Source organism: Mesorhizobium sp. WSM4823 (assembly GCF_055811195.1).
Map to the genome: position 1 here is coordinate 26992 of NZ_JBVVQL010000021.1, position 25755 is coordinate 52746.

Genomic DNA, 25755 nt, shown 5'->3' on the forward strand with positions numbered 1-25755 from the left:
ATCGAACGGAAAGGAACGGACAGCCAATGGGCCGACGTATCGGACGCATCCTCATCAGGGCGGCGGTGACACTTCTGATGGTGATGTCGCTCAACTTCATCCTGTTCAGAGTGGTCCCGGGCGACCCCGCCCAGCTCTTGCTGGCCGGGGCGCGCGGGAGCGTGACCGAACAGCAGATCGATGCGCTGCGCAAGCAGTGGGGGCTCGATAAGCCGCTTCCGGAGCAGGCGGTTGACTATATGTGGTCAACGCTTCACGGTGGCCTGGGCTACAGCTTCAAGTTCAGGGGTGAGCGCGTTGCAGACCTGCTCCTGCCGCGGCTGCCGGCCACTCTTGCCTTGGTCGGTGTGGCCCAGTTCTTCGCGATCATGTTCGGTGTCACGCTCGGGCTCTATGCCGGCTGGAGACGAGGCGGGACTATCGATAACCTAACCACGGGAACCTCTCTGGCGCTCTATTCCGCGCCGGCGTTCTGGCTCGGCATGTTAATGGTGCTGGTGTTCAGCACGACCCTGGGCTGGTTTCCCGGTTATGGTGCCTATTCACCGACGGGTGTGGCAGGGGGCGCGCTGAATTGGTTCGCCGACCGGCTCCGGCATCTCGTGCTCCCGGCGACTACCTTGGCACTTGGATTGGGCGGGCAATATGTCCTGGTTGCCCGGGCTGCGATGAGCGACGTTGTGACCGAGGACTACATGGTCACCGCCCGGGCCAAGGGGCTGACCGGTCGCCAGATGCTGTTTCATCACGCCTTCCGCAATGCCATGCTGCCGGTCTTGACCCTGATAGCGCTCAACCTCGGCTATGTCGTGGCGGGAGCCATCACGGTCGAAGCAGTATTCAACTGGCCAGGGATTGGTGGGTTGACGGTCGAAGCGCTCAACGCTCGGGACTATCCGGTCCTGCAGGGAATCTTTCTCTTGCTTGGCGCGTCAATCGTGGTCGCTAACATCATGGCTGATCTGACCTACGGCCTTCTTGACCCCCGTGTGAGACAATGAGCGAAGCTGCGACAAACCTCGGTACGCCTGTACGGCTGCGCGCGACCCGAGCCTTTCTCGGTAAGTTCACCAGTTACGTCGGCGCACGGATCGGCCTCTCGATCCTTGGCTTCGTTCTCGTACTGGCCGCGGTGCCACGCCTTCTTGTCGGCCCGCTGCAGACGGCGGCCAATGCAACCGGGGATTTCCTCGCACCGCCGACTGCCCAGAATATCCTTGGAACCGATGAGGTCGGGCGTGATGTGCTCAATCTCGTCGTCCATGGCGCCCGAGTTTCGCTGACAATTGCGCTGGTGGCGACCGTGATCAGCCTCATCCTCGGCACCGCGATCGGAATGATGTCGGGGTACTATCGGGGCAGGGTCGACGTCTGGCTGATGCGCCTGACCGATTTCTTCTTCATCGTTCCCAGCTTCATGCTGGCGCTGGTCATCACGCCGGTCTTTCTCGAAGTTTTCGGGCGCGGGGGAACGATCCTCGGCTTCAGGCCCTCGCTCTTCGTGGTTATCCTGGTCATCGGCCTGACGAGCTGGGGATTTGTCGCGCGGATCGTGCGCAGCCAGACGCTGACGCTGCGGGAACGTCAGTTCGTCGATCGGGCCCGCGTGGTCGGCAGCAGCGACCTCGGCATCATGGTGCGGCATATCCTGCCAAACCTCGTGCCTCAGATCGCTGCCAATGGCGCCCTGGTAGTCGCCGGCGCGATCTATACCGAGACGGCGCTCTCGTTCCTCGGGCTCGGAGATCCCTTGCAGCCGTCCTGGGGCACGATGCTCTATCTGGCGCAGCGCGCCGGAGCTGCAAGCGTGGGCGCATGGTGGTATCTCGGCGCGCCGGGCGTCTGCGTGCTTGCGGTCTCGCTCGCCTTCGTCCTAGTCGGGAATGCGCTCGATGACACCTTCAACCCTCGTCGGCGGGCGATCCCATGACAAGCCACAACACTCAAAAAGATGGCGCGCCGCTTCTGTCGATCGACGGCCTGTCCGTCGATTATCGCCTGAAGGGCGCGTATTTGACCGCAATCAGCGACGTGAGCTTCGAGCTCAAGGCGGGAGAGGCTGTAGCGCTCGTCGGTGAATCGGGCAGTGGCAAGACCACTACGGCCATGGCGATCGCAGGCCTGCTGCCGCCCAATGCATCGGTCTGCGCGGGCGCGGTCCGCTATCGCGGTGAGCGGCTTCCGATCGAAGACGATGCGGCAATGCGGCCGCATCGCTGGAGCGAGACCTCGGTTGTGTTCCAGGGAGCGATGAATGCGCTTAACCCGGTGCACCGAGTCGTCCGGCAGATTGCCGAACCCTGCATGCTGAAGCTCGGCCTGTCGCGTGAGAAGGCAAGAGCGAAGGCAATGGAATTGCTCGAGCTCGTCGGCATCCCGGCGGACCGAGGTGCGGCCTATCCGCACGAGCTCTCGGGCGGTATGCGCCAGAGGGTGATGATCGCCATGGCGCTAGCCTGCAACCCGTCGATCGTCATCGGCGACGAGCCGACCACCGCGCTCGATGTCATCACCCAGGCGCAGATCCTCAAGCTGCTGGGAGAGCTGCGATCGCGGCTCAACCTGGGTTTCATCCTGATCACCCACGATCTTTCGGTGGTGGCCGAGGCCTGCGATCGGGTTATGATCATGTATGCCGGCCGCATCGTCGAGGAGGGTACCGTCGCCGATATCTTCGCCGCACCCCGGCATCCCTATACCCAGTTGCTGATCGCGTCGATCCCGGATCCGGCCAGCGGCAACCGGACGATCCAGTCGATCCCTGGCGATCCCCCCAATCTTCAGACTCGCCCCTCGGGTTGTGCCTTCCACCCCCGGTGTCCCTCTGCCATGGATATCTGCGCGGCTGAAATCCCCGATTTCGAAAGGATCGCGCGGGGATGCGTGGCCTGTCACCTGCACTCTCTTGTGCAGCCTTTAGAAAAGGTCCAAGCCCATGCGCGACGGCACTGAAGTCCTACGTCTCGAGAGCCTGCAGGTCCATTACCCGATACAAGGCGGTGTCTTCGACCGACTGCTGGGGCGGCAGAGCGGCGGGGTGCGCGCCGTCGACGGGATCGACCTCACCGTCGACCGCGGTGAGATCGTCGCGGTCGTCGGCGAATCGGGCTCCGGCAAGACAACGCTCGGCCGTGTCGTCACCAAGCTGGTGCAGCCGACCGGCGGAAGGCTGCTGTTCGAGAGCAGTGACATGACCTCGGCGCAAGGCTTCAAGGCGCTGCGCCCGTATCGGCGTCGGGTGCAGATGATCTTCCAAGACGCCTATCAGGCGCTCAATCCTCGGCACACGGTGTTCGAGGTCGTGGCCGAGCCGCTGCGCTCGCTCAAGCTGGTGGAGAACAGCCACCAGCTCACCGAGCGTGTGAGCGAGGCCCTGGCAGCTGCCGGGCTTAATCCTCCGGCCGAGTTCTTTGCGCGCTTTCCCCACGAGCTCTCGGGCGGACAGCGCCAGAGGGTCGTGATTGCTGGAGCGCTCGCGGTGAAGCCCGAACTCATCGTCGCCGATGAACCGGTGTCGATGCTCGACGTCTCGATCCGTGCGCAGATCCTCCAGGTCCTGATGGAACTCCGCGCGCAGCAGAACTTGGCGCTTCTCTTCATCACCCACGATCTGCCAGTCGCCTGGCTGATCGCCGACCGGATCGCGGTAATGTATCTCGGAAGGTTGGTCGAGATCGGCACGGCCGACGAGATCACGCTGAACCCGCGCCATCCCTATACGATCGCGCTGCGCGACGCCACGCCGAAGGTTCGGCCCGATGCCCACCGCGGTGAGTTGCCCGCCCTTCAGGGCGAGGTCCCCAGTGCTGCCCGCATCCCGAACGGCTGCCGCTTCCATCCCCGTTGCCCGCTCGCCTTCGATCGCTGCCGGCAAGAGGAACCGCCCGCCGTCGAAGTAGGGCCGGTGCATATGGCCGCCTGCTGGCGCGTGGGTGAGGGAATCGGTGAGTTGTGATGGCCGCTTGGGACCAAGGAGGACTGAGGGCGGCGGATCGTGAGCCTCCCTCGCCTGTCGAAAGGTGGGTGAGCGTCCACCTGGCCGCCATGCCCGGCTGTGATTCGCCCTGCGCATAGCAATGCCAGCGCCAAGTGCGATGCGCCATCGGGTGCTACATGACGACGTCACGATAGGCCGGTACCGGTGGCTTCAGGACCGGGACAATCCGGACGTCGGCGCGTACCTTGAAGCCGAGAGCAACTACGCGCAGCAAGCAACAGCTCACCTGATACAATCAAGGCGGAACTTATCGCCGAGATTGAAGCGCGTCAGCCTTGCCAGGGCGTCCCGCCACCGTTCCAAGTGGGACCTTTCGAGTACTTTCAGACGCGCGACCCGGAACTGCCTCATCCGGCGTGGTCGCGCCGGCCGGAGGCAGTGAGGAGCTTGTCGTCGACCCGAACGCGTCCCCGGGGCCGAGGTCTTCTACTCCCTCGGTGTCTTCGGGCCGAGTGATGACGGGCACTACTTAGGCGGCCCTGAATGACGGCTAAGGCGTTGATATGCCGAACCCGTGAAGACGGGTGGAAACATGCGATTTCACCGTTTTCGGCTGGAGTGCTTGCAGGCACCAGGCAAGCCAAAGAGCGAGAACCGTGAGGATCAGGCGCAGATTGTGCCTGCTGCGACGAGCAGCGCATTGATCGCGTCGCCAGCATGGCCGAGGAGGAAGTTGCGGTCCAGTCGGCACTCTTCATGTGACCACTGGTGGCCTCGATGGCCGATCGTCGTTTCAGTTCCCGACGCATAGTGGCCGTCTGGCCACGCTTGCGGCCGGCGATCATCACCGAACCCGAACCGGCACAGTCATGGCCGCGATAGCCCTTGTCGACGTAGATGCGGTCCGGATCGACGCCGCCTATCTCCATCGCCTGATCGACCGTTGCTGCAAGCGTGTGGCCATCATACGGATTGCCCTCGAACGCCGGTTGTCCTCGGTTAGATTGAGGCGACTGATTGGTGTTTTTGAGTTTAGGCTGCCGTGCGGGCGATGCCAATTGTATCGATGCAGCCAGACTGGCAGTTCTTCGGCGCGACGCTGAGATGTTGGATAGGCGATGGCGTATGCCCTCTCCCTGAGCGCGGTCGGATGAAGCGTTCGGCCTTGCCGTTTGCTTGGTCCTCACATGCTTGAGGCCAAGCTCGCGACAGGCTCTGGCGAACGCTTTCGCCCTGTAGCACGAGCCGTTGTCGGTCATGCCGGCGCTATCGTGACGCCGAGGCTGGAGTAGCGACGGCGGCCTTGAGGAAGGCGATGGCGCTTTGCTTGCGCTGGTCGGGCAGTATCCGGGAAAAGGCGATGCGCGACGCGTCATCGATGCGGACATGGACGAACTCCGAGCCGGCGCCGCGCGACTTGCCTTGCTGAGGATCGCCGGTGATGCGGTGGCCGACCTGGCTGAAGCGGCCGAGCTTCTTGATGTCGATATGGATCATCACGCCGGGATGCTCCCGTTCGTAGCGGCGCACCGGTTCAGCCGGCTCGATGTCCTTCAGCCGCGAGCATCCGGCACGCCTGAGCACCCGGCTCACAGTGGCCGGCGAGACGCCCCACATCCGTTACGATATGCTTGCCGGTGAGCCGCCTTCGGCGCAAGGCGACGATGCGTTCGCAAACGCTCTGTTCGGTCAATCCCGGCATCAGCCTGGCCCGAACCGGTTCAGCGTGGGTGGATCGGCCAGCAGTCGATGGCACGGTGTTGCCGCAGGGTGATAGCGCTTGCGCACGCGGGCGCCGTCCCGTTCCTTTCCGGCCAGCTTGAAGGAGGTCTGAAAGAAGTTCACGAACAGCCGCACCGTTGCGTAGAGTTGTGCCAGAGCCGCAGCGGCTTTGAGTCCCTCTAGCCCGCGATAGCCGACGATGCGCCGCACCACGGCGCCGTTCTTCTGTTCGACGAAGGCCTGACCATTTTTGCGGGAAGGACGGCAGCGGGTGAACTCGATGCCGGCCTCCTGACAGTAGTCGCGTATCGTCTCGTTCAGGAACACGCTGTCATTGTCCGTGTCGAATCCGAGAAGCTGAAATGGCAGGAGCCGACGTAATTCCGTCAGCACCTCGCTCAGCAGCTTCTGCTCACGCACCAGCAAGGGCGCGCATTCCGTCCATCCACTCGAGATGTCGGTAAGCTCCCGCCCAAAACTGCGGGGAGCAAATCAGATGAGGCAACGACCTAACATCCGGGAGCAGTTTAGGAGATGCAGTGCGGCTTCTCTCGCAGATTGTCGCGCATAAGAAAGGCTTCAGTTCGGTAGCCTTGGCCGATGTGTGCCGTCGATCCGTCGCTGGCGGCTTACCGGCCTCCAGCCTTTCTAACCACCACAGAAGGTTCAGTTGGTTCTCGATGCCAACGATCGGACCACGGCAAGGGGCCTCGGGGCTATGCGGTTCCGGATGGCGCTGGCCAAGCTGGGCTTGCGTGCCAGCGAGGTCGCCCGGTCGAGCTTCTCGGCCCGGTCCGATCCGCCGCTCCTGCAGGCGGGGCGGCATTGCAGCGGCCGGTCGAAAATCAGCAAGCTTGAGAGGATGCCATAGTCACCTCCGGCGCCGCCACGGCGCACCGTTGAGGGCTTTTCTTCCTTAGATGCTTGGGCCCGGCGTCCAGTCGCCGGCCCGTTCTTGCATCTTATCGGGGAGGAGCCACCCTCCCAGGCTATGATTTGGTTTCAAAGCGACTCGCTCCCGCGATTATCCTTGTGGACGCCCCTTCGCGGCTGGATCGTGCCAAATTGCTGGCGTTGCAAACCGTTAGTCCAGCGTTCGACAGTGCCGACGCGGGCCTCGACTTTGGCCATCGAAAGGCCGTCAAATGCAGCGCGTGTGCGGGACAACCGGCCTCACGGCCTGCAATACCGCATTCCACCCGCTTAAAGGGCCAGGCTTCAAGATGATCGGTCCCAGCTGGGCGAAGACCCGGTGATTTACCAGCCGGCGGACGGGACCTACCCAAGATTGCCGCCGCAATGACGGAGATGGAGCAGTCTGACGCATTCCGGCGCGTCGCCGCGGAGGGCAAAATCCATGCTCACGATCGTCCGAAATACGTACTCCAATGCCTCCGGCTCGTTTTCCGCTCGCCTTCCTTGAAATCCGGCCGCTCTCGTCAGTCACCAGCACGCCGCCAAGACGATTGTTAGCCGCAAGCGACACATTGCCGGTTAAGGATGGGCGGCAATCTACGTCGAGACCCTCGTCCCTGATTTCGAAATAGAGCGGGCGGCTGGGGTCTCGGCTGAGCCCAAAACCGGGCGGCTGCTCCTGTTGAAATGTCAGAACGTGGTCAATGTTGATTAGATGCTCGACATTGACAACTATCGGTATGTAGAGTCAGCGACATGACGTTGATGGGCAGGTTTCCACCTACCCTCATTAAGGCATTGAACACATTCTACGTTTCTCTCGATTGCCAAGATGGCACAAACCTTGCTTTCTACGCTGTAGGCGGCGGGAGCGGCGATCATGTCGCGGCTTGCGATCGCTTGAAGGAACGAAAGCGACATGTCAGGGCAGCGCAGTCGTCTCAAGCCGAGAAGCGCTCTTTCAGGCCGGTCCTGGCCAACCTTAGCCCATTGTACCGGCTGGCTCCCGGCAGAGGGGTGCCCAGTACAAGCTTCCATTCAAGGAGGATGACCTATGCGAGACGCCAAACGGCTTTCCACCGCACGAGAAATTCTGTCCAAGACGCATCTAGTTGTTCTTGCAGGTGGCTCATCGACAGAGCGCGGCGGCTCCCTTAAAACTAGAGATGCAATATTGCCGTGCCTTCAAAAGTTTTGCCGTTCAGTTGAAGTTGTAGACTCTAACGATGTAGATCATTTAATCCGCGCCGTCCGCCAATGCGACTTCGTGCTAAACGTTTTATATGGAGCAGGGGGCGAAGACGGCACGATGCAGGGGTTCCTCGAAATCCTACGCGTTCCCTACTCCGGGCCGTCAACTCTGCCCTCCGCAATCGGGATGAACAAAGAGATCTTTGTCTCATTGCTTCGAGATTTAGGCTATCCAGTCCCACACGGCTGCTTAGTAGCAGCCCTGGGAGATCCTGGGTCCTGGCCGCGCGAGCTCCAGAAATCGCTGGTACTGGTCCTGAAACCGATTAACGAGGGCAACAGTCTTGGAATCAAGATGCTGGACGGCCAGGCTGCAGCCGCGGAGGCAATTACCCGAATCGAACCTGCTGACCGCCGCAGATGGCGCCTTGAAGAATTCATCGAAGGGCCATTCGGTACCGTAGCCATCTTTCAAGTTGGCTCTGAGCTTATCATAGGCGATGCAGTGCTATTCGACCTTCCAGACGGCTGGCGCTTCTACGATGACCGGCTGAAGTCGAAGTTGACCGATCAGCGTGCCACCCCCAGGATACTCCATGGAGGGGGGGCACATCGTATTCGCGACGACGCAGCCAGGCTTTATAGGCAGCTGAACTGCAAAGGGCTTGTGCGCTTCGACTTTATCTATAACGATGGCGCCCCCGTCTATCTCGAGGCTAACACCATCCCGGGACTGTACCCTGGCAGCAATGCGGCACTCTCCTTCCAGTCGCAGTTCTCGTTCGAAGATCTCCTAACGCTGAGCACTGCTGCGCAAATTCCCGGGCAGCTACAATGGGACCAATGTTAATGAAGTATCCAGCGCACTGCAGCAGCGCTCGCCAGCCAAGAGACGAAATAGGTCGAGACGCGGGGCCACTTCAGCCTCGTCGCGGAAAACGCAAGGTCCATCGTTCCTTGGTTTCGCCGGGAGAATCACAAAAGTCCGACCTCACGGATCCTAACATGCAGGGGTGTCGAACAACTAACCTGGGTAGCAATTATCGGCAGCTTGTTGACGCCTGGATTCTCAAAGTGACACGATGAATTGACTCCTGCTATCGCCACACCGAGGGATAGTACCGAGCGCCTTGGGGCCGACGTGGCCCCTATCTCCCTTGCCGCGACGGAGGCAGATAGCGGCCGGCTCTTCAACCGACCGCCAGTGAGGATGAGGCCGAGAGCGCCGGCTGTTCCTCGAGCCATGCCTTGATTTGCGGCCTCGAACGGGTCGTACATGCTTTGTCTCTTCGGATAAGGGTTTGGTCCGCCGATACCGTCGCCGATGCGTCGGTCGTGTCTCGCCAACTCTTCCAGACCGTCTTCAGATACGCGGCGAAGCGCTGGAGATCGATGTCAGCCTCCTCATCTGCATGCCAACATCGACCTGCCGTCCAAGCCTGCGCGGTGCGGATAACAGCAACAGAAGCAGGGGATCTCGGCGGAGGACACGGGCCGGAGGCGGAACTGGCGGATGATAGCGCTTGATCACGCGGGCGCCGATCCGCGTCTTCTCCTGAAGCTTGAATGACGGCTGGAACAGATTGCTGTAAGGTCGGAGCGGGCCTACTTGATCGCCGTGATCAAATTGCCGCTGTCGCGCGCGGGATGGAGCGCATTCGGACCACGCCGCGGCAATATCAATCAACACCATCGCCTGCACAAGCTGCCTGACGAAGACGTGCCGGAATGCACCACGAAATCGATCTCCACGTAACCGGGTCGCGGACACGCACCGGCACCGATCGGCGAACCGCCGAACCCATTCCTGCTCGCCGACGCTGGCCGGCGCGAGCCAAAGCCGTACCTCGGCCAAAAGCTGGTCCATCGTCGCCGGGCTCATCGTCAGTCGTATGGTTCAAGCACGAGGTCTCAGGGCTTGCGCCTTTCTGAGAGTCTCTCTGATCAGGGATCGTTTTGCTCCTGCACTTCTCTTGACCGTTCCGTGGGTCACTCGCTGCTCTTCTCGCCGTCAGCGCTTGGGCTGTCTCATGTTGGAGCTTCGCGGCAGAAGATGAGGCTCAAGGCAAATATGCCCGGCAATCCCGCATCACAACCGAGGATCCGTAGATTTAGCATGGTAGCGAATCCTTCAAATAAATTTGCAGGATCTTTGCAACCGCAAATCGCCAACGGTAGTACAAGGCCAGGGGCGGGATTTACGCTGAGACCGCCGTAGGTCAAGCAACGTTGGGAACAAAGCTAATGGCAACAAGAGCCCTCATCCTGATTGAAGGCAACACATACGGCACTGGTCTGCTATACGTCAAAGCGGCCCAGCGTCTTGGGCTTCATCCAATCACCTTGTCGGCTGATCCAGCTCAATACGACTATCTTGCGGAGGAAAACATTGAGGCAATCCATATCGACACAAGTAATCTCGATGCGCTAGTCCGTGAATGTTGCCGGCTGCGTGCGGCCTACGCCATTGCTGGGATTACATGCGCCAGAGAGGCGTTTTATGCGACAGTTGGCAAGCTCTGCCGGCATTTCGATCTACCGGGCCCGAACCCCGCATCCATCGAACGATGCTGCGACAAATTCGTTCAACGTCAGCTCCTCGCGGAGGCCGGCGTTCCAGTGCCAGCTTATCGCGTGGCGGCGAATGCGATGGAGGTAGAAATCTCTGCCGCGGAGATCGGTCTGCCGGTGGTTCTTAAGCCAGCCGTAGGCAACGGCAGCTACGGCGTCCGATTGTGCCGCGATGTCGATGAGTTAGCCGAACATACGACCTATCTGTTGGGTGGGAAGCACATATGGCGGTCTTCGCCGAAGATCCTTGTCGAAGAATTCGCACAAGGCCCCTATTATTGCGCTCATATGATGGGAAGAGATGTCATTGGCATTGAGTCCGGCGACTTCGGGCCCCCCCCCCATTTCGTCTTTACTGGGACCATCTTTCCAGCCACGCTGACGGACGAAGAGGAGAAACGTATTGCCGATGTTTCGCTGAGCTGTTTGCAAGCTCTCGGCCTTGGCTGGGGGCCAACGAACACTGAACTGCGATGGACGAAGCGCGGCCCAGTCGTCATTGAAGTCAATCCGCGTCTTACCGGCGGTCCTCAGCCAATTCAGCTGGCTTACGGTATCGATCTAATCACGGAGCACATCAAACTTGTCATCGGCGACGAATGGGATCTGCGCAGAAGGCACTCACACGTGGCGGGCTCACGGTCCCTACTTCCTGATCGCGATGGCGTCCTCGATTGGATCGATGGCGACAGGCGCGCGGCTGCTCTGCAAGGTGTCGCCGAGGTCAAATTGCATGCTGAACCTAAGACGCAAATCGTCAGGAAAAACGATTACCGAGATTCTTTGGGGTATGTCATTGCCGCTTCGCCCAGCCTTGCTCAGACCGAGGCGATACTTCAGCGTGCCGTCGACTTAATAAAGTGGGCGATCACTCCATTTCCGAGCCTTGGGGAAAAGGAATAGTCTCGGCACTTACCTGCCCGCACCGGCATGGCCGAATTGGCCGACGAGAAGACGCTGGCAACGCCGTGCTTTATAGCGCGGCAGTGGGCCTCCTGCTTCATGCACTGTCGACGACGCCGGCTCGCCTACTGTGCTGTTGAACGAATTGGCCACACGTGTGCCGCCCATCTCGATGAAACCTAACAAGACGGACCCGCACGAGGCTCACTATTCGGGTCTTGGATCATGCTCCAGGAACCCAACGTCGTCATGGGAGACTCTCTCAGTTAAGATCCTGTGAAGAACGATAACTTTTTACAAAAGAAAAACAAGTGTTGTTGTTAACAATAATGCCGTGCCGATCGCCACAAGGTATATCATACCGTGCCTGCATACACGGACGAGCAATCTGATCGTGCGTAGATAAACGTAGTATTGACAATAAGTAAAATTGTCCTAAATATCAGACCGTTAAGCTCTAGTAACAGAGACGCCATCTTTTGAGTGAGGTAACTTGTCCATATCAAAAATGCCAGATGTTGTATTTGAAGTTAACGTTTCGGCAGTGCAGGCGAACTTTCATGCCGTTTCGTCTCTTGTTGAGCCGCATGTAAGGGTGGCTGCTGTCGTCAAAAGTGATGCATACGGACTTGGAATTGTGGAGATTGCAAGAGCGCTAATTGATGCCGGCTGCAACTTGCTCTTCGTCGCCAATCTGGAGGAGGCGCTGCTTCTAAGATCTTCTCGTATAGGCGTCGCAATCGCAGTCCTATGTGACGAGTTTGAGAAACTGGGTAGATGTTATCAACAGCATGACCTCATACCTGTCGTGAATACGTGCGGTGAGTTGGATGCCATTTGCACAGCAGGGAGGCGGCAAACGTACTTTCTCAACGTGGAAACTGGGTTCTCTCGCCTTGGCCTTGCATACGATGATGTGCGGCGTGAGTATCTTTTAGATACCTTCAAAACGCATCCCCCTTCGGTCGTATTCAGCCACCTTGCGTGTAGCGAATGCGCGTTGGACCAGACGAATGTATTGCAAAGGGAACGCTTTCGGAGGATCTGCAAACTCCTCAAGCCCACCTGCGGCAGTCTGGCAGCTTCTGCCGGAGTCTGGCTAGGTAAGTCCTACCATTTTGACATGGTTCGCGTTGGCTCAGCCCTTTACGGAATCTACAACGCCGGCGTCGACCCAAATCCGCTCGCGCCAGTTATCAAACTCCGAGGAAAAATAATCCATGTGCGCCACGTACCGAGAGGCGAAGCAGTTGGTTATGGGGCGACATTCCGTACCGCCAGATCCAGTCGAATAGCCATTGTGGGAATCGGCTATAGGCATGGCCTTCCATGGGCCTGTGCCAACAACATATCCGCTCTTTGTGCTGGATATCTAGTCCCACTGATTGGGAGATTGTCTATGGAATTCGTTATGATTGATATGACAGACGTCCCGGAAGGGGTTTATAAGCCCGGCGCTTTTGTGGATTTCCTGCATAGCGAGTTCACCATCAATGATCTTGCGGCGGCTGCCGGCGTCATTCCACAAGAAATAATGACGCGGCTTGGCTTAGGCTGCGCAAGACAGTATGTGAGCGATCCTGACCCAATGAGGGAAACGGCCTCCGCTGCCGGCATCGCTATGCCAGCAACTCGAGGGCCTCTTTCATGAAAGTGCGCTGGCATAGTGGCCAGGCTACATCCCTATCCCAGTCGGTATCCGCATTCCAGATTCCGCGCTGGGAATATCTGCGCAGGCTCACTGCGGTGAAGGCGAGGATGGCTGAGCGCGACATCGCCGCGCTTGTCGACGGGCCCGTCGCCCAATCACGCGCTCTATCGCGAGTTGCTACTAAAGGCGCAAATAAGGCTAAGTAAAAGGAGCTTTCGTCCATGTCATCGCAGACCTCAAGCTCTCTCGGTATCCTGCAACTCGAATGTAGGCTGCCGATCGACGCGTTACCATCAGTGACCGGCGTGACCGGCTCGATCCGGCAGCCTACAACTTTCGATTTTCCTGTCGTTATGGAGACGGTTGCCGGAGCTTGGGCCGATGACGTCATCTGTGGCGATCCGGCGCTGGAATCGGGCTGCGTTACAGCCGCTCGCCGGGCGGTCGAGAGAGGCGCCGTCGTCATAACCTCGGATTGCGGCTTCTTTATCCGCCATCAAGAAGCGGTGGCTGCGTCGGTGAATGTACCCGTGGTTATGTCGAGCCTGCTTCTAGCTCCGACATTGCTCCGCCAACTACCACGGGCCGCCAAACTCGCCGTCGTAACCGCCGACTCGAGGCATTGTACCCATGATCTGCTCGGGCTCGACGACCCAGCCGAGCGCTCAAGGGTAGCTATCGGCGGGATTGAAGACGGCGAGTGGTTTCAGAACGTGATGACGCATTGGTCACGTGACCAGATGAAGGTTTCCCCTCCGCCGATCAGGGAGTCCGATCTTAAGGCAGATGTCACCGCCTGCGTGATGCGGATGCGCGCCGCAGATCCGGAAATCGCGGCCTTGCTGTTTGAGTGTACGGGGTTTCCGGCGGTAGCGCCGGCCATCCGCCGCATTACAGGGTTGCCCACCTACGACGTCGAGACTCTCTACCGGATGACGCTCGCGTCCGTCGCCTGAGGCTATCGCCATGGCGGGGATACTGTCGTTCTGGCTCGGCAGCCCCCTTCAATAACCCAGACGAGCTGTTGATTATCTCGAGTGCTGGCAGGGCCGAGTCCAGTGAGGATCTGTCAAAGTTCAATTGATCGGCGGTAGGGCAGCAGAGCCCGCCGTAGACCACATCGGACCATTTCAGCCGAGTAGGCCCATCTCACTTCTAGATGAAGACTATATACAAACGGCATTTGACGAAAGCTGGCGAATATCTTGAGTAGAGGTAAGGGCAAGTCGGCCTAAGAAACGTTGGCTTATCCGATGGGCAGCGGTGGGCAATCGTTAGTCAAGTATCCGCGTTCTGTAGTAAGTCCAGGAGTCACTATATGCCAGTAGTTAAAGGTCCGCAGGTGTTCCCGCGCTGGGAATATCTGCGCAGGCTCACTGCGGTGAAGGCGAGGATGGCTGAGCGCGACATCGCCGCGCTTGTCGACGGGCCCGTCGCCCAATCACGCGCTCTATCGCGAGTTGCTACTAAAGGCGCAAATAAGGCTAAGTAAAAGGAGCTTTCGTCCATGTCATCGCAGACCTCAAGCTCTCTCGGTATCCTGCAACTCGAATGTAGGCTGCCGATCGACGCGTTACCATCAGTGACCGGCGTGACCGGCTCGATCCGGCAGCCTACAACTTTCGATTTTCCTGTCGTTATGGAGACGGTTGCCGGAGCTTGGGCCGATGACGTCATCTGTGGCGATCCGGCGCTGGAATCGGGCTGCGTTACAGCCGCTCGCCGGGCGGTCGAGAGAGGCGCCGTCGTCATAACCTCGGATTGCGGCTTCTTTATCCGCCATCAAGAAGCGGTGGCTGCGTCGGTGAATGTACCCGTGGTTATGTCGAGCCTGCTTCTAGCTCCGACATTGCTCCGCCAACTACCACGGGCCGCCAAACTCGCCGTCGTAACCGCCGACTCGAGGCATTGTACCCATGATCTGCTCGGGCTCGACGACCCAGCCGAGCGCTCAAGGGTAGCTATCGGCGGGATTGAAGACGGCGAGTGGTTTCAGAACGTGATGACGCATTGGTCACGTGACCAGATGAAGGTTTCCCCTCCGCCGATCAGGGAGTCCGATCTTAAGGCAGATGTCACCGCCTGCGTGATGCGGATGCGCGCCGCAGATCCGGAAATCGCGGCCTTGCTGTTTGAGTGTACGGGGTTTCCGGCGGTAGCGCCGGCCATCCGCCGCATTACAGGGTTGCCCACCTACGACGTCGAGACTCTCTACCGGATGACGCTCGCGTCCGTCGCCTGAGGCTATCGCCATGGCGGGGATACTGTCGTTCTGGCTCGGCAGCCCCCTTCAATAACCCAGACGAGCTGTTGATTATCTCGAGTGCTGGCAGGGCCGAGTCCAGTGAGGATCTGTCAAAGTTCAATTGATCGGCGGTAGGGCAGCAGAGCCCGCCGTAGACCACATCGGACCATTTCAGCCGAGTAGGCCCATCCTGGCTCGAGGAAGATTTCGGCTGCGTGCTTAGTGAAAGCATTCGCGTCACCGAATCCGGCGTCGAGGTTCTCACAAAGGCCCCGCGGCAACTCTTCACGTAGGGCTGAACCTCGTCACCGGACCGCAAGCGTTTTGCGGTGCACCCTGCTGGACGCAAAGCTGAAGAAGCTCTGGCCGACCAGATGCTGGAAGCGACGGCGCTGAAGGAGCTTCTGTCAAAAGAATGTATGGTCCGCCCCGTCCGACTGGTTCGTGACGTCGCAGATGATGACTCCCGTTGCATTAATGTATGGATCTCTGGCGAGCGGGCTGCGGTTGCATCCGGGCCACGATGAGATCCAAGCCCGCTTTTTTGCACAGGCTTACGGCATGCTGATCCACTGTTTTGTCATCACTATTCCCGAGTTCAAATCGAAACAGAGGCGTCAGACGAATGCAAGATCCCAGCGTAGCGCGCCGTTTGGCCCCGCCAAAAGTAAAGTGATTGAAATCTGGTTCCAGGACGAGGTGCGGATAAGCCAGAAGAACAAAATCACCCGCTGGGCGAGGCGTCAGATCAAGGCCATCTGCACCGCACGACGGCGCTATCTGCCCCAAGCACGGCAAGGCCGCAGCTCTCGTCATGCCATGGTGCGACACCCCATGCCATGGCCGGCATCTGATCGAGATCTCCCGAAACGTCGCCAACGATGCGCACGCTATCCTCATCATGGACCGGGCAGGAAGGCACATGTCCGACAACCTGCTGGTCTCCGAAAATATCACCATCCTGCCCCTGCCGCCGAAATCCCGCGATCTCAATCCCGTCGAAAACATCTGGCAGTTAATGCGTGAAAACTGGCTCTCGAACCGCGTCTTTAAATCCTACGAAGACATCGTCGACCACTGCTGCTACGCATGGCGAACTCTGCAAGACCGACCCTGGAAGATCATGTCCATTGGTCGCAGAAAATGGGCGAATGAGTTCTGATGAATGATGGATGTATTAGTCAATATTGGCATCTAAATTTCAGATGAATGAAATCACAAAACTGTATTTGACATCGTCTAGACCGGAAACGATTGTGGATAGTGATATATATGTTGATCTGCCACCGAAATTTCTGTCCAGTGGCGACTAGAGCCTCGGCCGGTTCTGTTACGCCGCATGGCGCGGGTTGAGCAACCGTCGCAGATAACAGGCAAGGTTGAAAGGATAGCCGTAATGAGACTAGGCGAATACGTAGAGTGCGATGCAATCGGTTTGGCCTCTCTCGTGCACGCGGGCGAAGTTACGCCCTTGGAACTGACGCGGTTGGCGCGCGAGGCGCACGACAAGGTAAATCCGCACATCAATGCCGTTATCGAATTCTACGAAGATGCTGAGACCGTTCAGGCCGCGAATGGAGGGATCTTCCATGGCGTGCCATTCCTTCGTAAGGATTCTGGAGCTTCCGAAGCGGGCCGCTTCCAAGAAAATGGAAGCCGTCTGTTCAAAGGCTTCCGCCCCGATATCGACAGTTATTTTTTTCGGCGCGCCCGAGAGGCCGGGCTTCGGACTTTAGGAAGGACAACAACACCCGAGCTCGGGTCTACCATAATGACGGAATCCATTCTTAATGGCATTACCCGCAATCCATGGGATTTGCAGTGCTCTGCGGGAGGCTCCTCCGGAGGAGCCGCAGCGGCAGTGGCTGCCGGCATCACTCCTATTGCCCACGGGAGCGACGGCGGTGGCTCAATTCGCATCCCCGCGTCTTGGTGCGGTCTTGTCGGACTGAACCCCTCCCGGGGACGTGTTTCCGCAGGGCCAAAGTATCAAGACGGTAATGGCACTAGCCGCACATTTGTTCTCTGTCGAACAGTCCGCGACATGGCCGCCGCGCTGGACGCCTTTTCCGGTCCCTATCCCGGCGATCCCTTCATCATCGTTCAGCCGGACAGTCCCTATATGGCAGAACTCTCACAGCCCACAGGTCGTCTGCGGGTAGGGGTCGCGAGATCGAGTTGGGGCGCCATCAATCTTGATCCGGAAGTGCTGCGCGTTGTCGAGGCGACGGCAACGCTTCTGGAGGAGATGGGGCACGCGGTGCAAGACATTGACCCACCATATGAGCCAACAGAGTACCGCAGAACATACTTCGATCCGACAAGCGCAAGCATGTTCGAAGAAGCAGCACGGGCGATGGGGCGCATAATCAGCACAGAGACCTTGGAACCGGTCACCCTAAAACGATACGAGTTTAGCCGCAATTTGCCTCTTTCCCGAGCGGCGGACGTACAGGAGGCTTGTCGTAGAATACGTCTCAGGGTGGGTGAGGCGATCCATGCCTTCGACATTTTGCTGACCCCAACGATGCCAATGGTGGCCGTGCCGCACGGCGGCGTCTATTCTGCAACCGATCCGACAGTATCTGCCGCAGGATATGTGGAAGCGGCTACGGCGAGCTGTCAATACACTGAAGTATTCAATGTTACGGGACAACCGTCGGTGTCCTTGCCCTTGTCACAAAGCGCGACCGGCCTGCCGATCGGGATTCAGATCGTGGGTCGTTTTGGTGACGAGGCTACGCTGGTGCGGATCGCAAGAGATCTGGAGGAAGCCAAACCGTGGCGGCATCGGAGGCCAAAGGTTTGGGCGGGGGAGGGTACGGTAACGCTAACTGACGGTCGAGGAAACTGTGCAAACAAGGAATATGAAGTCTCTTCGTGAATTACTTCATCGGTCTAGCTCTATTTCTGCTTCCCCCTCAGAGCGCGCAGGGTCGAGGATATGCTGGCGGCGCGCGGCCATCATCGTGCAATTCAGACGGCGAGCGCGCAGATTTGGGCATCCCTGTTCGACGGGCCGCCAGTCTTAGAGTGCGCGTCCAAGAACGGCTGTTTTCTCGGTGCTTTCAGTGGTCTTTGGCCTGCTGAAGCGATGTTTTGGGGACGCGTGATGGTACAAGGGCATGGAGGTTGCGTCCGGGGGTCGATCTGGCGGCAATGGGGTCATAGGGGTACCGGCCGGCGCTCGCCGGCGGGGCCCGACGCCAAAGGCAACTGCGCCGCCGCCTGGTTTAGATACTCCAGGGTTTTGTGGGTGATTGTGAGACCGCTTCTTTGCCGCGCGGCAGTGATCGTGCCATGGGATGGTGCTGCCCAAGGCATCGGCCGCATCGAGAAGCCGCACCATCACCCGCACGCAGTCCCACAAAAGGCTACTGTCGCTCGGCTCGTGCATCAGCGCTGCGGTGACGGTGCTGTCGACCCGCACCACCTTGCCGCTTTCTATCTTGTCCTGCCGGGCGCTCAAAAGCAGCGTCCGATTGATTTCTTCCAGGTCTCGGCCCGAAGCACGCTGATCGTCTTGTGCAAGACCGACTTCTTCGGGCTCCAGCCCGACGGCAGCCGGGCAAAAGCTCGGAACGAGGCGGAGTCTTCCAGATGGAAGGCCAGCTCTTGATAGCTCAGTTGGCGGTGATGCTTGAGCAAAGCGTAGCGCAGCACCGCCTCCGCCGGCAGTCCCTCGCGGCCGGTTTCCTTAACCCCATGCCCGTGCAAGTCCCCAGCCACTAACTCGAGCAGGTCGCGATGGGCGTCCAGCCATTGCGACATCGCTTTCAGTTCACGGCCGATCTCGTGTCCGGAGAAAAGATCGAATATACTGCTCTGGACGGTGCGTTCTTGACGCATTGTTGGCTCCGGCGGTTGCGGGTTTGTCTTTAGAATCAGTCGCTCGATCTAAAGTGCACCTGAAACCGCCGGGCTTTATCTGCGGAAATGTCGCGATTCTTCCAACAAATTCATTAGCTTGCCTTTATGGATGGGCGCTAGACTAGCTTTGCTCTCATTTCGCGCCGCTTCTGCAGAACGCTGACGAAAACGGCATCATTCTGATAACGTCCGCCTCGAACCCCATGTTCCTCCGAAAAAGCAGAGAGAATTGGACAGCTGACAAAGCGCCGAAACAATCGTTCATGCCCTGTTCATTTGCAACATTCTCATGGCTCACTCGCAGATTGTGAAGGAATCTCGATGGCCAGCAAACCAAACGTATTCAGCGACTATACAACTCAATGATGTGTCGCATTCTTTGGGGATGCCGAGGCTGCGAATAGGAAGAAATCGTAAGCTGCACGCGCGATCTGAGCGATCACAGCCTCTCTTTTTTCTAGAGACGGTTCATACGAATCCTTTGTGAACACCGCTACTACCAGGTGACCAGTTCGTCCTGGAAGTTCAATAACGCCCACATCATTGACGGCGATTTCCAATGACCCAGTCTTGTGCGCGACGCGTATCCCAACTGGCAGCATTCCTTTGATACTATTCTCTCCAGTGACGCACCGAAGCATCATATCAAGTGCAATCTTGGTGCTCGAAGGACTTAGAAGTTCGCCGCTCCAAAGTTTAGTTACCAAGCTACACATATCCACCGGAGTCGCCGAGTCCCGCGGCGTCAAGCTGTTTTCCGCTGATCTGACCCGAGCATTCTCGCCATCATCTTTGGCGGTGTCCCTAGTTGCGAAAAACTCGCGGAACTCGTTGGGGGATATTGGGTCATTCTCCAAGACGGTGGCATGCCCATAAATACTAGAGATCGACATCCATGTAGGCAGGCCGGGCTGTAAGCTGCGCAGTCCAAGAGACCGGAGAGTGGCCTCGACCGCAGCGGATCCCCCTCCCACACGATACAAAATGTCTGTCGCATTATTGTCACTAGCCACAAGCGTCATCGTTAGCAAATCTCGAAGGGTCAACGTGGAGCCTGGCCGGAAAAATATCTCGATCGGTCCGCCATGGGGAGAGTAGATGTCTTGTTCCGTCAGTGTTATAAACTGATCTAGGGTCAAGATGTCCTGATCAACGAGATTTAGGATGTGCGTAGCAAGGCCGATTTTTTTCGTGCTGGCCATGGGAAATAGCATTTCACCATTGATCGAAAGACTGCGGTCGGTCTCGATATGACGGAGCGCAACGCCCACAACAGCACGTGAGGCCTCAGCAATGCGGCAGAGTTCCCGGCCGAGGGGTTGGAGATTGACATCCGAAGTGTTGTAAGGCCACATGATGGTGCTCTCAAATTCTGCCGGCCTTGGTCGGGCTTGTGCGCAGGCACTTGATTAAGGCCTCAGGACGCCATCCAAGCCAAATATAAATTTCATACGCGAACCATCGCGTTTTCAGATGGGTGCTGCACCTGTGTTGCCGCAGGCCATGATCAGGACCGCTTCGCCACCCTAGCCGCAGACTTGATATCTTCGATTCTCGGCATCTCGAAGCGAGATGATGCCGAGATATCAGCGGCGCAATTGCTGTTTATGGGACAGGGTTTCACGAGACACTTCCCCGCTCGACAGGCGCTCTCATTGTCCATGCGCTGGGTGCCTATGGCTTCGCGTGAGACCGCCGTTTCACGGCGGAGCACGTCGACCTAAATCGAAATTTCGTGGATTTCAGCCAGCCGCTCCCTGACCCGAGTTATGACGCGGCTTGACGAACCTTCTGGTGCCCACGACCTTTCGAAGGCTACCCTGGAACGCACAGGCAGGCCTTGAGGCCGCCGAGGAAAGGCTGGGCGACCTGAATTACAGGATGGCGATCGCCAAGGGCAGTACACCCGTCCCGGTGGAGTATTTTACGGCGGAACGAAGCCGACGGAAGAGCGCCGCACGCTTGAACGTATTGTAGCCGATTTCGATGTGGCCGACCGCGAGGAGGTGTTAATCGTCGATTACCATACGGGGCTTGGACCCTGGTGAACTGCAATGCGAATTGTCCTCGGGCGAGAGAGGCTATCGGCGCCCCTTGGCGATGTTCGGACCTTCGGTAGCAGCACCCGTCCGCAGGGATTCGTCCTCGGTCGTCCATTCTCAGGATGCATTTTGGCAGAGGCTACTTGACGACCGGCACACCCGCCACAGGACCATTTCTTTCCAGTCGGCGCCTTCAGGGTGGAAACGACTTCACTTCGCTCCTGATCTGACGGCCCAATTCTGAGGTCGCGGCCTCCGGTTGATGGGTGAAGAGCCCGAGGTCCTTGCCGATGGCAGCACGGCCGCGTGGCGCGGGAAAGGTCCCTAATTCGGGGCCGACATAGCGATGCCATCAGGTCCACTCCCAGGCCATGGAATTCTACAAGCCGACGGATCGCCTCCAGCCTTACCGGAATCAGGACCCTCTCGCGGAGGCCATGCGTTGAGGAAGATGCAGTGACTGTCTGCGCGCTGTTCGCAAGACGCGCATTTGTGCGCGAAGCGGCGCTGCCGCGTGTGAGGTCCATTCGCCGGTAGTCGGGAGACTCGGAATTGGGGCACCGGTCACATGTGCTGAGCAGCTTGGCAACCGACCTAAAAGCAGATCACGGAAACAGGCCGGTTGGCTCGAGGGAGCCGGCAATTGGTGTCCGGTTCATCTCAAAGTCAGATACCGATGATCTAAAAATTGCATTTGACTGGAGCATTGTCGGAACGGGTTCTCGGCTCGTGACCCGATAACTGTTGAATGCAGGTCAGGGTCTCAAGGAGCCGATATGCACCGCAAGGTAGAATTCCAAGATCTGAAGGCGGAGGCCACCGCGTGACGCCGATTTTTGCACCAGATCCCGGAACTTGACTATCGGGTGTATGAGACGGCAAAGTTCGTCGCGGAAAGCTGGCATCCTGCAGAGTCGATCAAATCGACCAAGGCATCGCCGAGACTGGCGTTGTAGCCTTGATCAACGGGCGCTTGGGCGAGGGTCCTTCGATCGGCTTGAGAGCGGACATGGATGCCCTGCCGATGGCAAAGCCTGGGCGTCCGCAGTACTCTTAAAATTGCGGGTGCTGGCCAAATATTTCGCTGCACCGAGAAGCATCGAGGTATGGCCATCATGCCCGCAGGCATGCATTTTGCCTGGGACACGTGACTTCTCATCTTCAAGCCGGCTGAAGAAGACGGTCAGGGCGCGCAAGAGCGGGCTGAAGGTCGGAGACGTCAGTCGTGGAAGTTTGAGCCGCGCATCTGGAAACTGACAGCAGGGCACGTCACTTTGGAGACGGTGATTGGTGCGATGCTGGCCGCACGGACGGCGTTGGTGCGAGTTCACCAAGCTCCATCGCGAGATGCTGAGGATCGCGCGCTGACAAGGTCTGCCGGAGATTGATGAGCACACCTGGCGCGCGCTCGCCTTCCGCGCCACGATCGGCCGGCCGGAGCGGTTCGGCTCGTCGCAGGCGGTGGGGGCGCATCTGGGACTGGCGCCGGCACGCTACCAGTCCGGCGAGACCGAGATCCAGGGCAAGATCAGCCGCTGCGGCGATGAACTCGCCCGCACCGCCGTCTACGAGGCCGCGCATTCACTGCTCGTGCGATCGAAGAAATGGTCGAGCCTCAGAGCCTGGGGCATGAACATCGCCCGGCGGCGCGGCGTGGCGCGCGCCCGTGTGGCGGTAGCCCGCAAGCTGGCGGTCATCCTGCATCGCATGTGGGCCGAGGCAACCGAATTCCGCTTTGGAAAGGAGCCTGTTCACCTGGCGGCGTGAACTGAGATAGATCGAGGAGCAAGCACAACGAACAAAGCTTTTGCCCGAAAGGGCATGCCTGAATCGTTCCCTGGGGACGATGGGCGAGGCGATCTCGTTGAGAGTCCCGAATCTGCCGGTCAAGACTCGGCACGGTCGTGAAACAGATTGAGACGCCTCGCTCTCCTTACCCCATCATGCAGCGGCCGAGCGCCGACCGCGAAGAGAAGCGAGTGACCTTCGGGACGGTCCAGAAAAAGTGCAGGAGTGGCTCGACCTAAACGACCCCAATCAGAGTGGTCTCTTATGCCCGCCAAAGCCGAGAGTGCAGTCACAACCCTGTGTTTAGGCCGTAGGATCGCTCGTCGACCTTTTTCCTCCCAGCCAAATTCCAGAACTATTTGGGGCCGCAGGCCATTACCCAGATTAGACCGGGCGTCCTTTAGTTCCGCAAGCCAGGCGGTCCGCCATCTAAAAACGCGATGGGACGGGTCCGGACATTATATTGGCGAATTCAACACAGCATGGCGCATACTTGCGCAGCGGCGGAATCGCATATTAGAGACCTTTGCCGTAAAAATCGACGCCATGCCTCCCCCGGAATACTCGGAATAAGTTGACCGATGAACGAATTACCACACCTTGACTTCGATTTAGACGCCCCCGGCATTAACAGGGGGCATCTTATTGTCCCCAAAGGTGTCGACTGCGACCCTCTTGCGCTCCCGGTCTTCAGTCTCAATCAAGGAGAGGGGCCGCGCCTGCTTGTAACCGGCGGAAATCATGGCAACGAATTGGAGGGACCAATTGTCGCGCGACGGCTTATAAAGTGGCTGCCAGAAGCGCAAACCTGTGGAAGAGTCATCGTCCTACCGGTGCTTAATCCATTGGCCGTGCAGGCCTGGAGCCGCAATACTCCGCTCGACGGGTTGAATCTCAATCGCGTGTTTCCGGGTCGCGCCGACGGCTCAGTGACCGAACGTATCGCGGATGCGGTTTCGCGCGTATTGTTGCCAATGGCCGACATCGTATTTGATCTGCACAGCTTCGGACCAACGTGGGATTTCCCCCCGGCCGCCGTGACGCACCCCATCGCCGATCCCGATCTCATGGCCAGGACCGTGAGGATGGCGGAAGCTTTCAAACTGCCCTTGACATTGGTCTGGCAACACAACGACACGGCTGGAATGTTTGATATCACGGCCCAAAATCAGGGCAAGGTATTTGTTTGCGCTGAATTCGGCGGGGGCACGGTCGGCGCGGACAATCTAGCGATCTACGAGGCCGGACTACGCAACGCGCTAATGGCGCTCGGACTGGTCGAGGGCAAAGCCGAGTATCCAACGTTCCGACATCGGAGCTCCGGCCAAACACTTGAAACGCATCCATCTGACGAGCTGAAGTCGCCTGCGCCGGGCATCTTTGAACCTCGCTGCTCGGTGTTGGATGAAGTGAAGCAGGGAGATCTCATAGGTATCCTGCATTCGCTAGATTCGCTGTCCGCTGAGTCAATTGATGTCCGCGCGCCCGAACCCTCCATCGTCTTGGCGGTAGCATCAGGGGCGCATGTCGATGCCAACAAGGCAGTAGCGATCCTTGCGCGGCCGCTGAAGAAATGAGAGGCGGTGGCAGCTAGCGCCTCGCGTGTCAGTAGCGGAAAGAATCTAATCCCGTCAGGATGAATCGAGTGACCGAACTGCAGATCAAAGACGTCCTCCTTGCGCCTGGCAACGGCGCATTCTTCTACGACGATCAAGCTGCCATTGTCTCTGGCGCAACCCAAGACGGCTTCATCTATGTCGGCGAACCGACAACGCCTGGGTTCAATTCCATTCGCATTCCAGCATCTTCGCTCAGCATCGGGCTGGTGCTCGCCGACGAAACCGTTGTTTGGGGCGACATGATGAACGTGCAGTACTCTGGTGCTGGCGGGCGCGATCCCGTGTTTGAAACCACTCAAATCTCGGATTTGACGTCGCGCGTTGTGGTGCCCCGGCTTCTCGATGTCGATGCATCTCGCTATCTTGATGCCTGCGCGAAAGTTTTCGAGCCCTTCGAAGAGCGGCTACCTCTCGCGATTGAGTATGGCGTCAGCCAGTCGCTCCTTCGCGCTGCAGCCCATCTTCACCGGAAGACAATGGCGGAGATCGTTTGCAGTGAATTTGATCTCCCGCTGCCAATACGCAAGGTCCCGATTTATTGCCAAAGCGGTGACGCACTCGAAATCAATGTCGACAAAATGATCCTGAAGTCGGTGGATGTGCTTCCCCATGGCCTGATCAATTCACGGCAGAAATTCGGCCCAGGCGGCCAGACTTTCCTCGACTGCGTCAAGCGGGTTGCAATGCGCACGCGCGAACTCGGCCGGCCGGGGTATCATCCGGTGCTTCATTTCGATGTATACGGCTGGATCGGCCGGGAAATCGGCCTGGATCCGCAAAGCATCGCTGACTTTATTTGCAGGGTAGCAGACACCGTTCCGGGTTTTACGATCAACATCGAGTCGCCGGCCGATTTTGGTTCGACGCAAGCACAGATTGAAAATTATGCGCGTATCGTATCAATCCTGGATGAACGGGATTCGAGCGCTCGCATTGTGGTAGACGAGAGATGCAATACGCTTGAGGATATTCGGCGCTTCGCCGAAGCGAAGGCCGCCCACCTCGTTCAAATCAAGACCCCCGACGTCGGCTCAATTGCCGACACCGCGCGCGCCGTTCTCATCTGCAGGGCGAATAAGGTAGGGACGTATGTCGGGGGAAGCTGTACCGAGACAGATCTCTCTGCCCAGGCCTCTGTCCATGTATCGGTGGCAACCCAGGCCGACATGATGCTTGCGAAGCCCGGAATGGGTGTCGACGAGGGTTTTTCCATCGTCGGGAACGAACAGAACCGGTTGCTCGCGATCCTGAACCGTCGTCGAGTTCGCGCCAAAAACGTTGGATGAGAGGCCCGTTGTCGC

At 58.6% G+C, this 25755-nt stretch carries 15 protein-coding genes and 9 pseudogenes; 17 read left to right on the forward strand and 7 right to left on the reverse strand.

From position 1 onward, the window contains the following. The first annotated feature begins 26 nt into the window (after positions 1-26). The 5 genes from AC0L26_RS29835 (at position 27) to AC0L26_RS29855 (ending at position 4379) form a co-directional block, all read left to right on the forward strand. Positions 27-1001 carry an ABC transporter permease gene (locus tag AC0L26_RS29835; RefSeq protein ID WP_473635784.1) on the forward strand — a complete coding sequence of 325 codons (975 nt, stop codon included), beginning with the start codon at positions 27-29 and terminating at the stop codon, positions 999-1001. Continuing rightward, positions 998-1930, forward strand: a complete 933-nt coding sequence (locus tag AC0L26_RS29840) for an ABC transporter permease (protein WP_473635785.1) — start codon at positions 998-1000, stop codon at positions 1928-1930. Before AC0L26_RS29835 ends, AC0L26_RS29840 begins: the two co-directional genes overlap by 4 nt. Beyond that, positions 1927-2952, forward strand: coding sequence for an ABC transporter ATP-binding protein (locus AC0L26_RS29845; RefSeq protein WP_473635786.1), 1026 nt, complete (start codon positions 1927-1929; stop codon positions 2950-2952). Before AC0L26_RS29840 ends, AC0L26_RS29845 begins: the two co-directional genes overlap by 4 nt. Next, positions 2936-3955 carry an ABC transporter ATP-binding protein gene (locus tag AC0L26_RS29850; protein ID WP_473635787.1) on the forward strand — a complete coding sequence of 340 codons (1020 nt, stop codon included), beginning with the start codon at positions 2936-2938 and terminating at the stop codon, positions 3953-3955. The genes AC0L26_RS29845 and AC0L26_RS29850 overlap by 17 nt, the downstream gene beginning before the upstream one ends. Positions 3956-4094: 139 nt before the next feature. Further along, on the forward strand, positions 4095-4379 hold the full coding sequence (locus tag AC0L26_RS29855) for a hypothetical protein (RefSeq protein WP_473635788.1): 285 nt from the start codon (positions 4095-4097) through the stop codon (positions 4377-4379). 108 nt (positions 4380-4487) lie between these two features. On the opposite strand, the pseudogene AC0L26_RS29860 reads toward AC0L26_RS29855, so the two are convergent. From AC0L26_RS29860 to AC0L26_RS29870, 3 pseudogenes are all read right to left on the reverse strand, one after another. After that, positions 4488-4923 (reverse strand): annotated as a pseudogene (locus AC0L26_RS29860) (IS5/IS1182 family transposase); the annotation flags it as partial. Continuing rightward, a pseudogene (locus tag AC0L26_RS29865) lies at positions 4857-5621 on the reverse strand (integrase core domain-containing protein); the annotation flags it as partial. The pseudogenes AC0L26_RS29860 and AC0L26_RS29865, both read right to left, overlap by 67 nt. Before the next feature lie 41 nt (positions 5622-5662). Further along, positions 5663-6124: pseudogene (locus AC0L26_RS29870) on the reverse strand (transposase); the annotation flags it as partial. 1504 nt (positions 6125-7628) lie between these two features. On the opposite strand from AC0L26_RS29870, the gene AC0L26_RS29875 reads away from it, so the two are divergent. Further along, a complete protein-coding gene (locus AC0L26_RS29875; RefSeq protein ID WP_473635789.1) occupies positions 7629-8615 on the forward strand; it encodes a D-alanine--D-alanine ligase family protein in 987 nt (328 codons plus the stop codon). Positions 8616-9128: 513 nt separating this feature from the next. Here the strand turns inward: AC0L26_RS29875 and AC0L26_RS29880 are convergent. Beyond that, entirely contained in the window at positions 9129-9632 is a 504-nt protein-coding gene (locus tag AC0L26_RS29880) for a hypothetical protein (RefSeq protein WP_473635790.1), read from the reverse strand. A gap of 377 nt (positions 9633-10009) precedes the next feature. On the opposite strand from AC0L26_RS29880, the gene AC0L26_RS29885 reads away from it, so the two are divergent. The 6 genes and pseudogenes from AC0L26_RS29885 (at position 10010) to AC0L26_RS29910 (ending at position 18019) form a co-directional block, all read left to right on the forward strand. Continuing rightward, positions 10010-11239, forward strand: coding sequence for an ATP-grasp domain-containing protein (locus tag AC0L26_RS29885; protein WP_473635791.1), 1230 nt, complete (start codon positions 10010-10012; stop codon positions 11237-11239). A gap of 493 nt (positions 11240-11732) precedes the next feature. Next, positions 11733-12890 carry an alanine racemase gene (alr, locus tag AC0L26_RS29890; protein WP_473635792.1) on the forward strand — a complete coding sequence of 386 codons (1158 nt, stop codon included), beginning with the start codon at positions 11733-11735 and terminating at the stop codon, positions 12888-12890. Positions 12891-13111: 221 nt separating this feature from the next. After that, positions 13112-13846 carry an aspartate/glutamate racemase family protein gene (locus AC0L26_RS29895; RefSeq protein ID WP_473635793.1) on the forward strand — a complete coding sequence of 245 codons (735 nt, stop codon included), beginning with the start codon at positions 13112-13114 and terminating at the stop codon, positions 13844-13846. Between the two features lie 551 nt (positions 13847-14397). Then, a complete protein-coding gene (locus tag AC0L26_RS29900) occupies positions 14398-15132 on the forward strand; it encodes an aspartate/glutamate racemase family protein (RefSeq protein ID WP_473635793.1) in 735 nt (244 codons plus the stop codon). A 672-nt stretch (positions 15133-15804) separates the two neighbouring features. After that, positions 15805-16297: pseudogene (locus AC0L26_RS29905) on the forward strand (transposase); the annotation flags it as partial. A 309-nt stretch (positions 16298-16606) separates the two neighbouring features. Continuing rightward, complete coding sequence (locus AC0L26_RS29910; protein ID WP_473635794.1) at positions 16607-18019, forward strand: amidase; 1413 nt, start codon at positions 16607-16609, stop codon at positions 18017-18019. Between the two features lie 302 nt (positions 18020-18321). Here AC0L26_RS29910 and AC0L26_RS29915 read toward each other — a convergent pair. Then, a pseudogene (locus tag AC0L26_RS29915) lies at positions 18322-18984 on the reverse strand (transposase); the annotation flags it as partial. A 380-nt stretch (positions 18985-19364) separates the two neighbouring features. Continuing rightward, positions 19365-20360, reverse strand: a complete 996-nt coding sequence (locus AC0L26_RS29920; RefSeq protein WP_473635795.1) for a serine hydrolase — start codon at positions 20358-20360, stop codon at positions 19365-19367. A 350-nt stretch (positions 20361-20710) separates the two neighbouring features. On the opposite strand from AC0L26_RS29920, the pseudogene AC0L26_RS29925 reads away from it, so the two are divergent. After that, positions 20711-20788: pseudogene (locus AC0L26_RS29925) on the forward strand (DUF2817 domain-containing protein); the annotation flags it as partial. Positions 20789-20870: 82 nt separating this feature from the next. After that, positions 20871-21053: pseudogene (locus AC0L26_RS29930) on the forward strand (DUF2817 domain-containing protein); the annotation flags it as partial. 1037 nt (positions 21054-22090) lie between these two features. Here AC0L26_RS29930 and AC0L26_RS29935 read toward each other — a convergent pair. Continuing rightward, a pseudogene (locus tag AC0L26_RS29935) lies at positions 22091-22198 on the reverse strand (M20/M25/M40 family metallo-hydrolase); the annotation flags it as partial. Between the two features lie 221 nt (positions 22199-22419). Between AC0L26_RS29935 and AC0L26_RS29940 the strand changes: the two are divergent. The 3 genes and pseudogenes from AC0L26_RS29940 to AC0L26_RS29950 all read left to right on the forward strand — a co-directional run. Further along, positions 22420-22814, forward strand: a pseudogene (locus AC0L26_RS29940) (transposase); the annotation flags it as partial. Positions 22815-23416: 602 nt separating this feature from the next. Continuing rightward, the gene (locus tag AC0L26_RS29945) at positions 23417-24412 is read left to right on the forward strand and encodes a peptidase M14 (RefSeq protein ID WP_473635796.1); all 996 of its coding nucleotides are present in this window, start codon (positions 23417-23419) and stop codon (positions 24410-24412) included. 77 nt (positions 24413-24489) lie between these two features. Continuing rightward, the gene (locus tag AC0L26_RS29950) at positions 24490-25740 is read left to right on the forward strand and encodes a methylaspartate ammonia-lyase (RefSeq protein WP_473635809.1); all 1251 of its coding nucleotides are present in this window, start codon (positions 24490-24492) and stop codon (positions 25738-25740) included. Positions 25741-25755: the final 15 nt, after the last annotated feature.

What these genes read in the sequence shown, in the direction of transcription:
- AC0L26_RS29835 (WP_473635784.1), top strand. Translation starts at nt 27, where the DNA reads ATGGGCCGACGTATCGGACGCATCCTCATCAGGGCGGCGGTGACACTT.
- AC0L26_RS29840 (WP_473635785.1), top strand. Translation starts at nt 998, where the DNA reads ATGAGCGAAGCTGCGACAAACCTCGGTACGCCTGTACGGCTGCGCGCG.
- AC0L26_RS29845 (WP_473635786.1), top strand. Translation starts at nt 1,927, where the DNA reads ATGACAAGCCACAACACTCAAAAAGATGGCGCGCCGCTTCTGTCGATC.
- AC0L26_RS29850 (WP_473635787.1), top strand. Translation starts at nt 2,936, where the DNA reads ATGCGCGACGGCACTGAAGTCCTACGTCTCGAGAGCCTGCAGGTCCAT.
- AC0L26_RS29855 (WP_473635788.1), top strand. Translation starts at nt 4,095, where the DNA reads ATGCGCCATCGGGTGCTACATGACGACGTCACGATAGGCCGGTACCGG.
- AC0L26_RS29875 (WP_473635789.1), top strand. Translation starts at nt 7,629, where the DNA reads ATGCGAGACGCCAAACGGCTTTCCACCGCACGAGAAATTCTGTCCAAG.
- AC0L26_RS29880 (WP_473635790.1), bottom strand. Translation starts at nt 9,632, where the DNA reads ATGGACCAGCTTTTGGCCGAGGTACGGCTTTGGCTCGCGCCGGCCAGC.
- AC0L26_RS29885 (WP_473635791.1), top strand. Translation starts at nt 10,010, where the DNA reads ATGGCAACAAGAGCCCTCATCCTGATTGAAGGCAACACATACGGCACT.
- AC0L26_RS29895 (WP_473635793.1), top strand. Translation starts at nt 13,112, where the DNA reads ATGTCATCGCAGACCTCAAGCTCTCTCGGTATCCTGCAACTCGAATGT.
- AC0L26_RS29900 (WP_473635793.1), top strand. Translation starts at nt 14,398, where the DNA reads ATGTCATCGCAGACCTCAAGCTCTCTCGGTATCCTGCAACTCGAATGT.
- AC0L26_RS29920 (WP_473635795.1), bottom strand. Translation starts at nt 20,360, where the DNA reads ATGTGGCCTTACAACACTTCGGATGTCAATCTCCAACCCCTCGGCCGG.
- AC0L26_RS29945 (WP_473635796.1), top strand. Translation starts at nt 23,417, where the DNA reads ATGAACGAATTACCACACCTTGACTTCGATTTAGACGCCCCCGGCATT.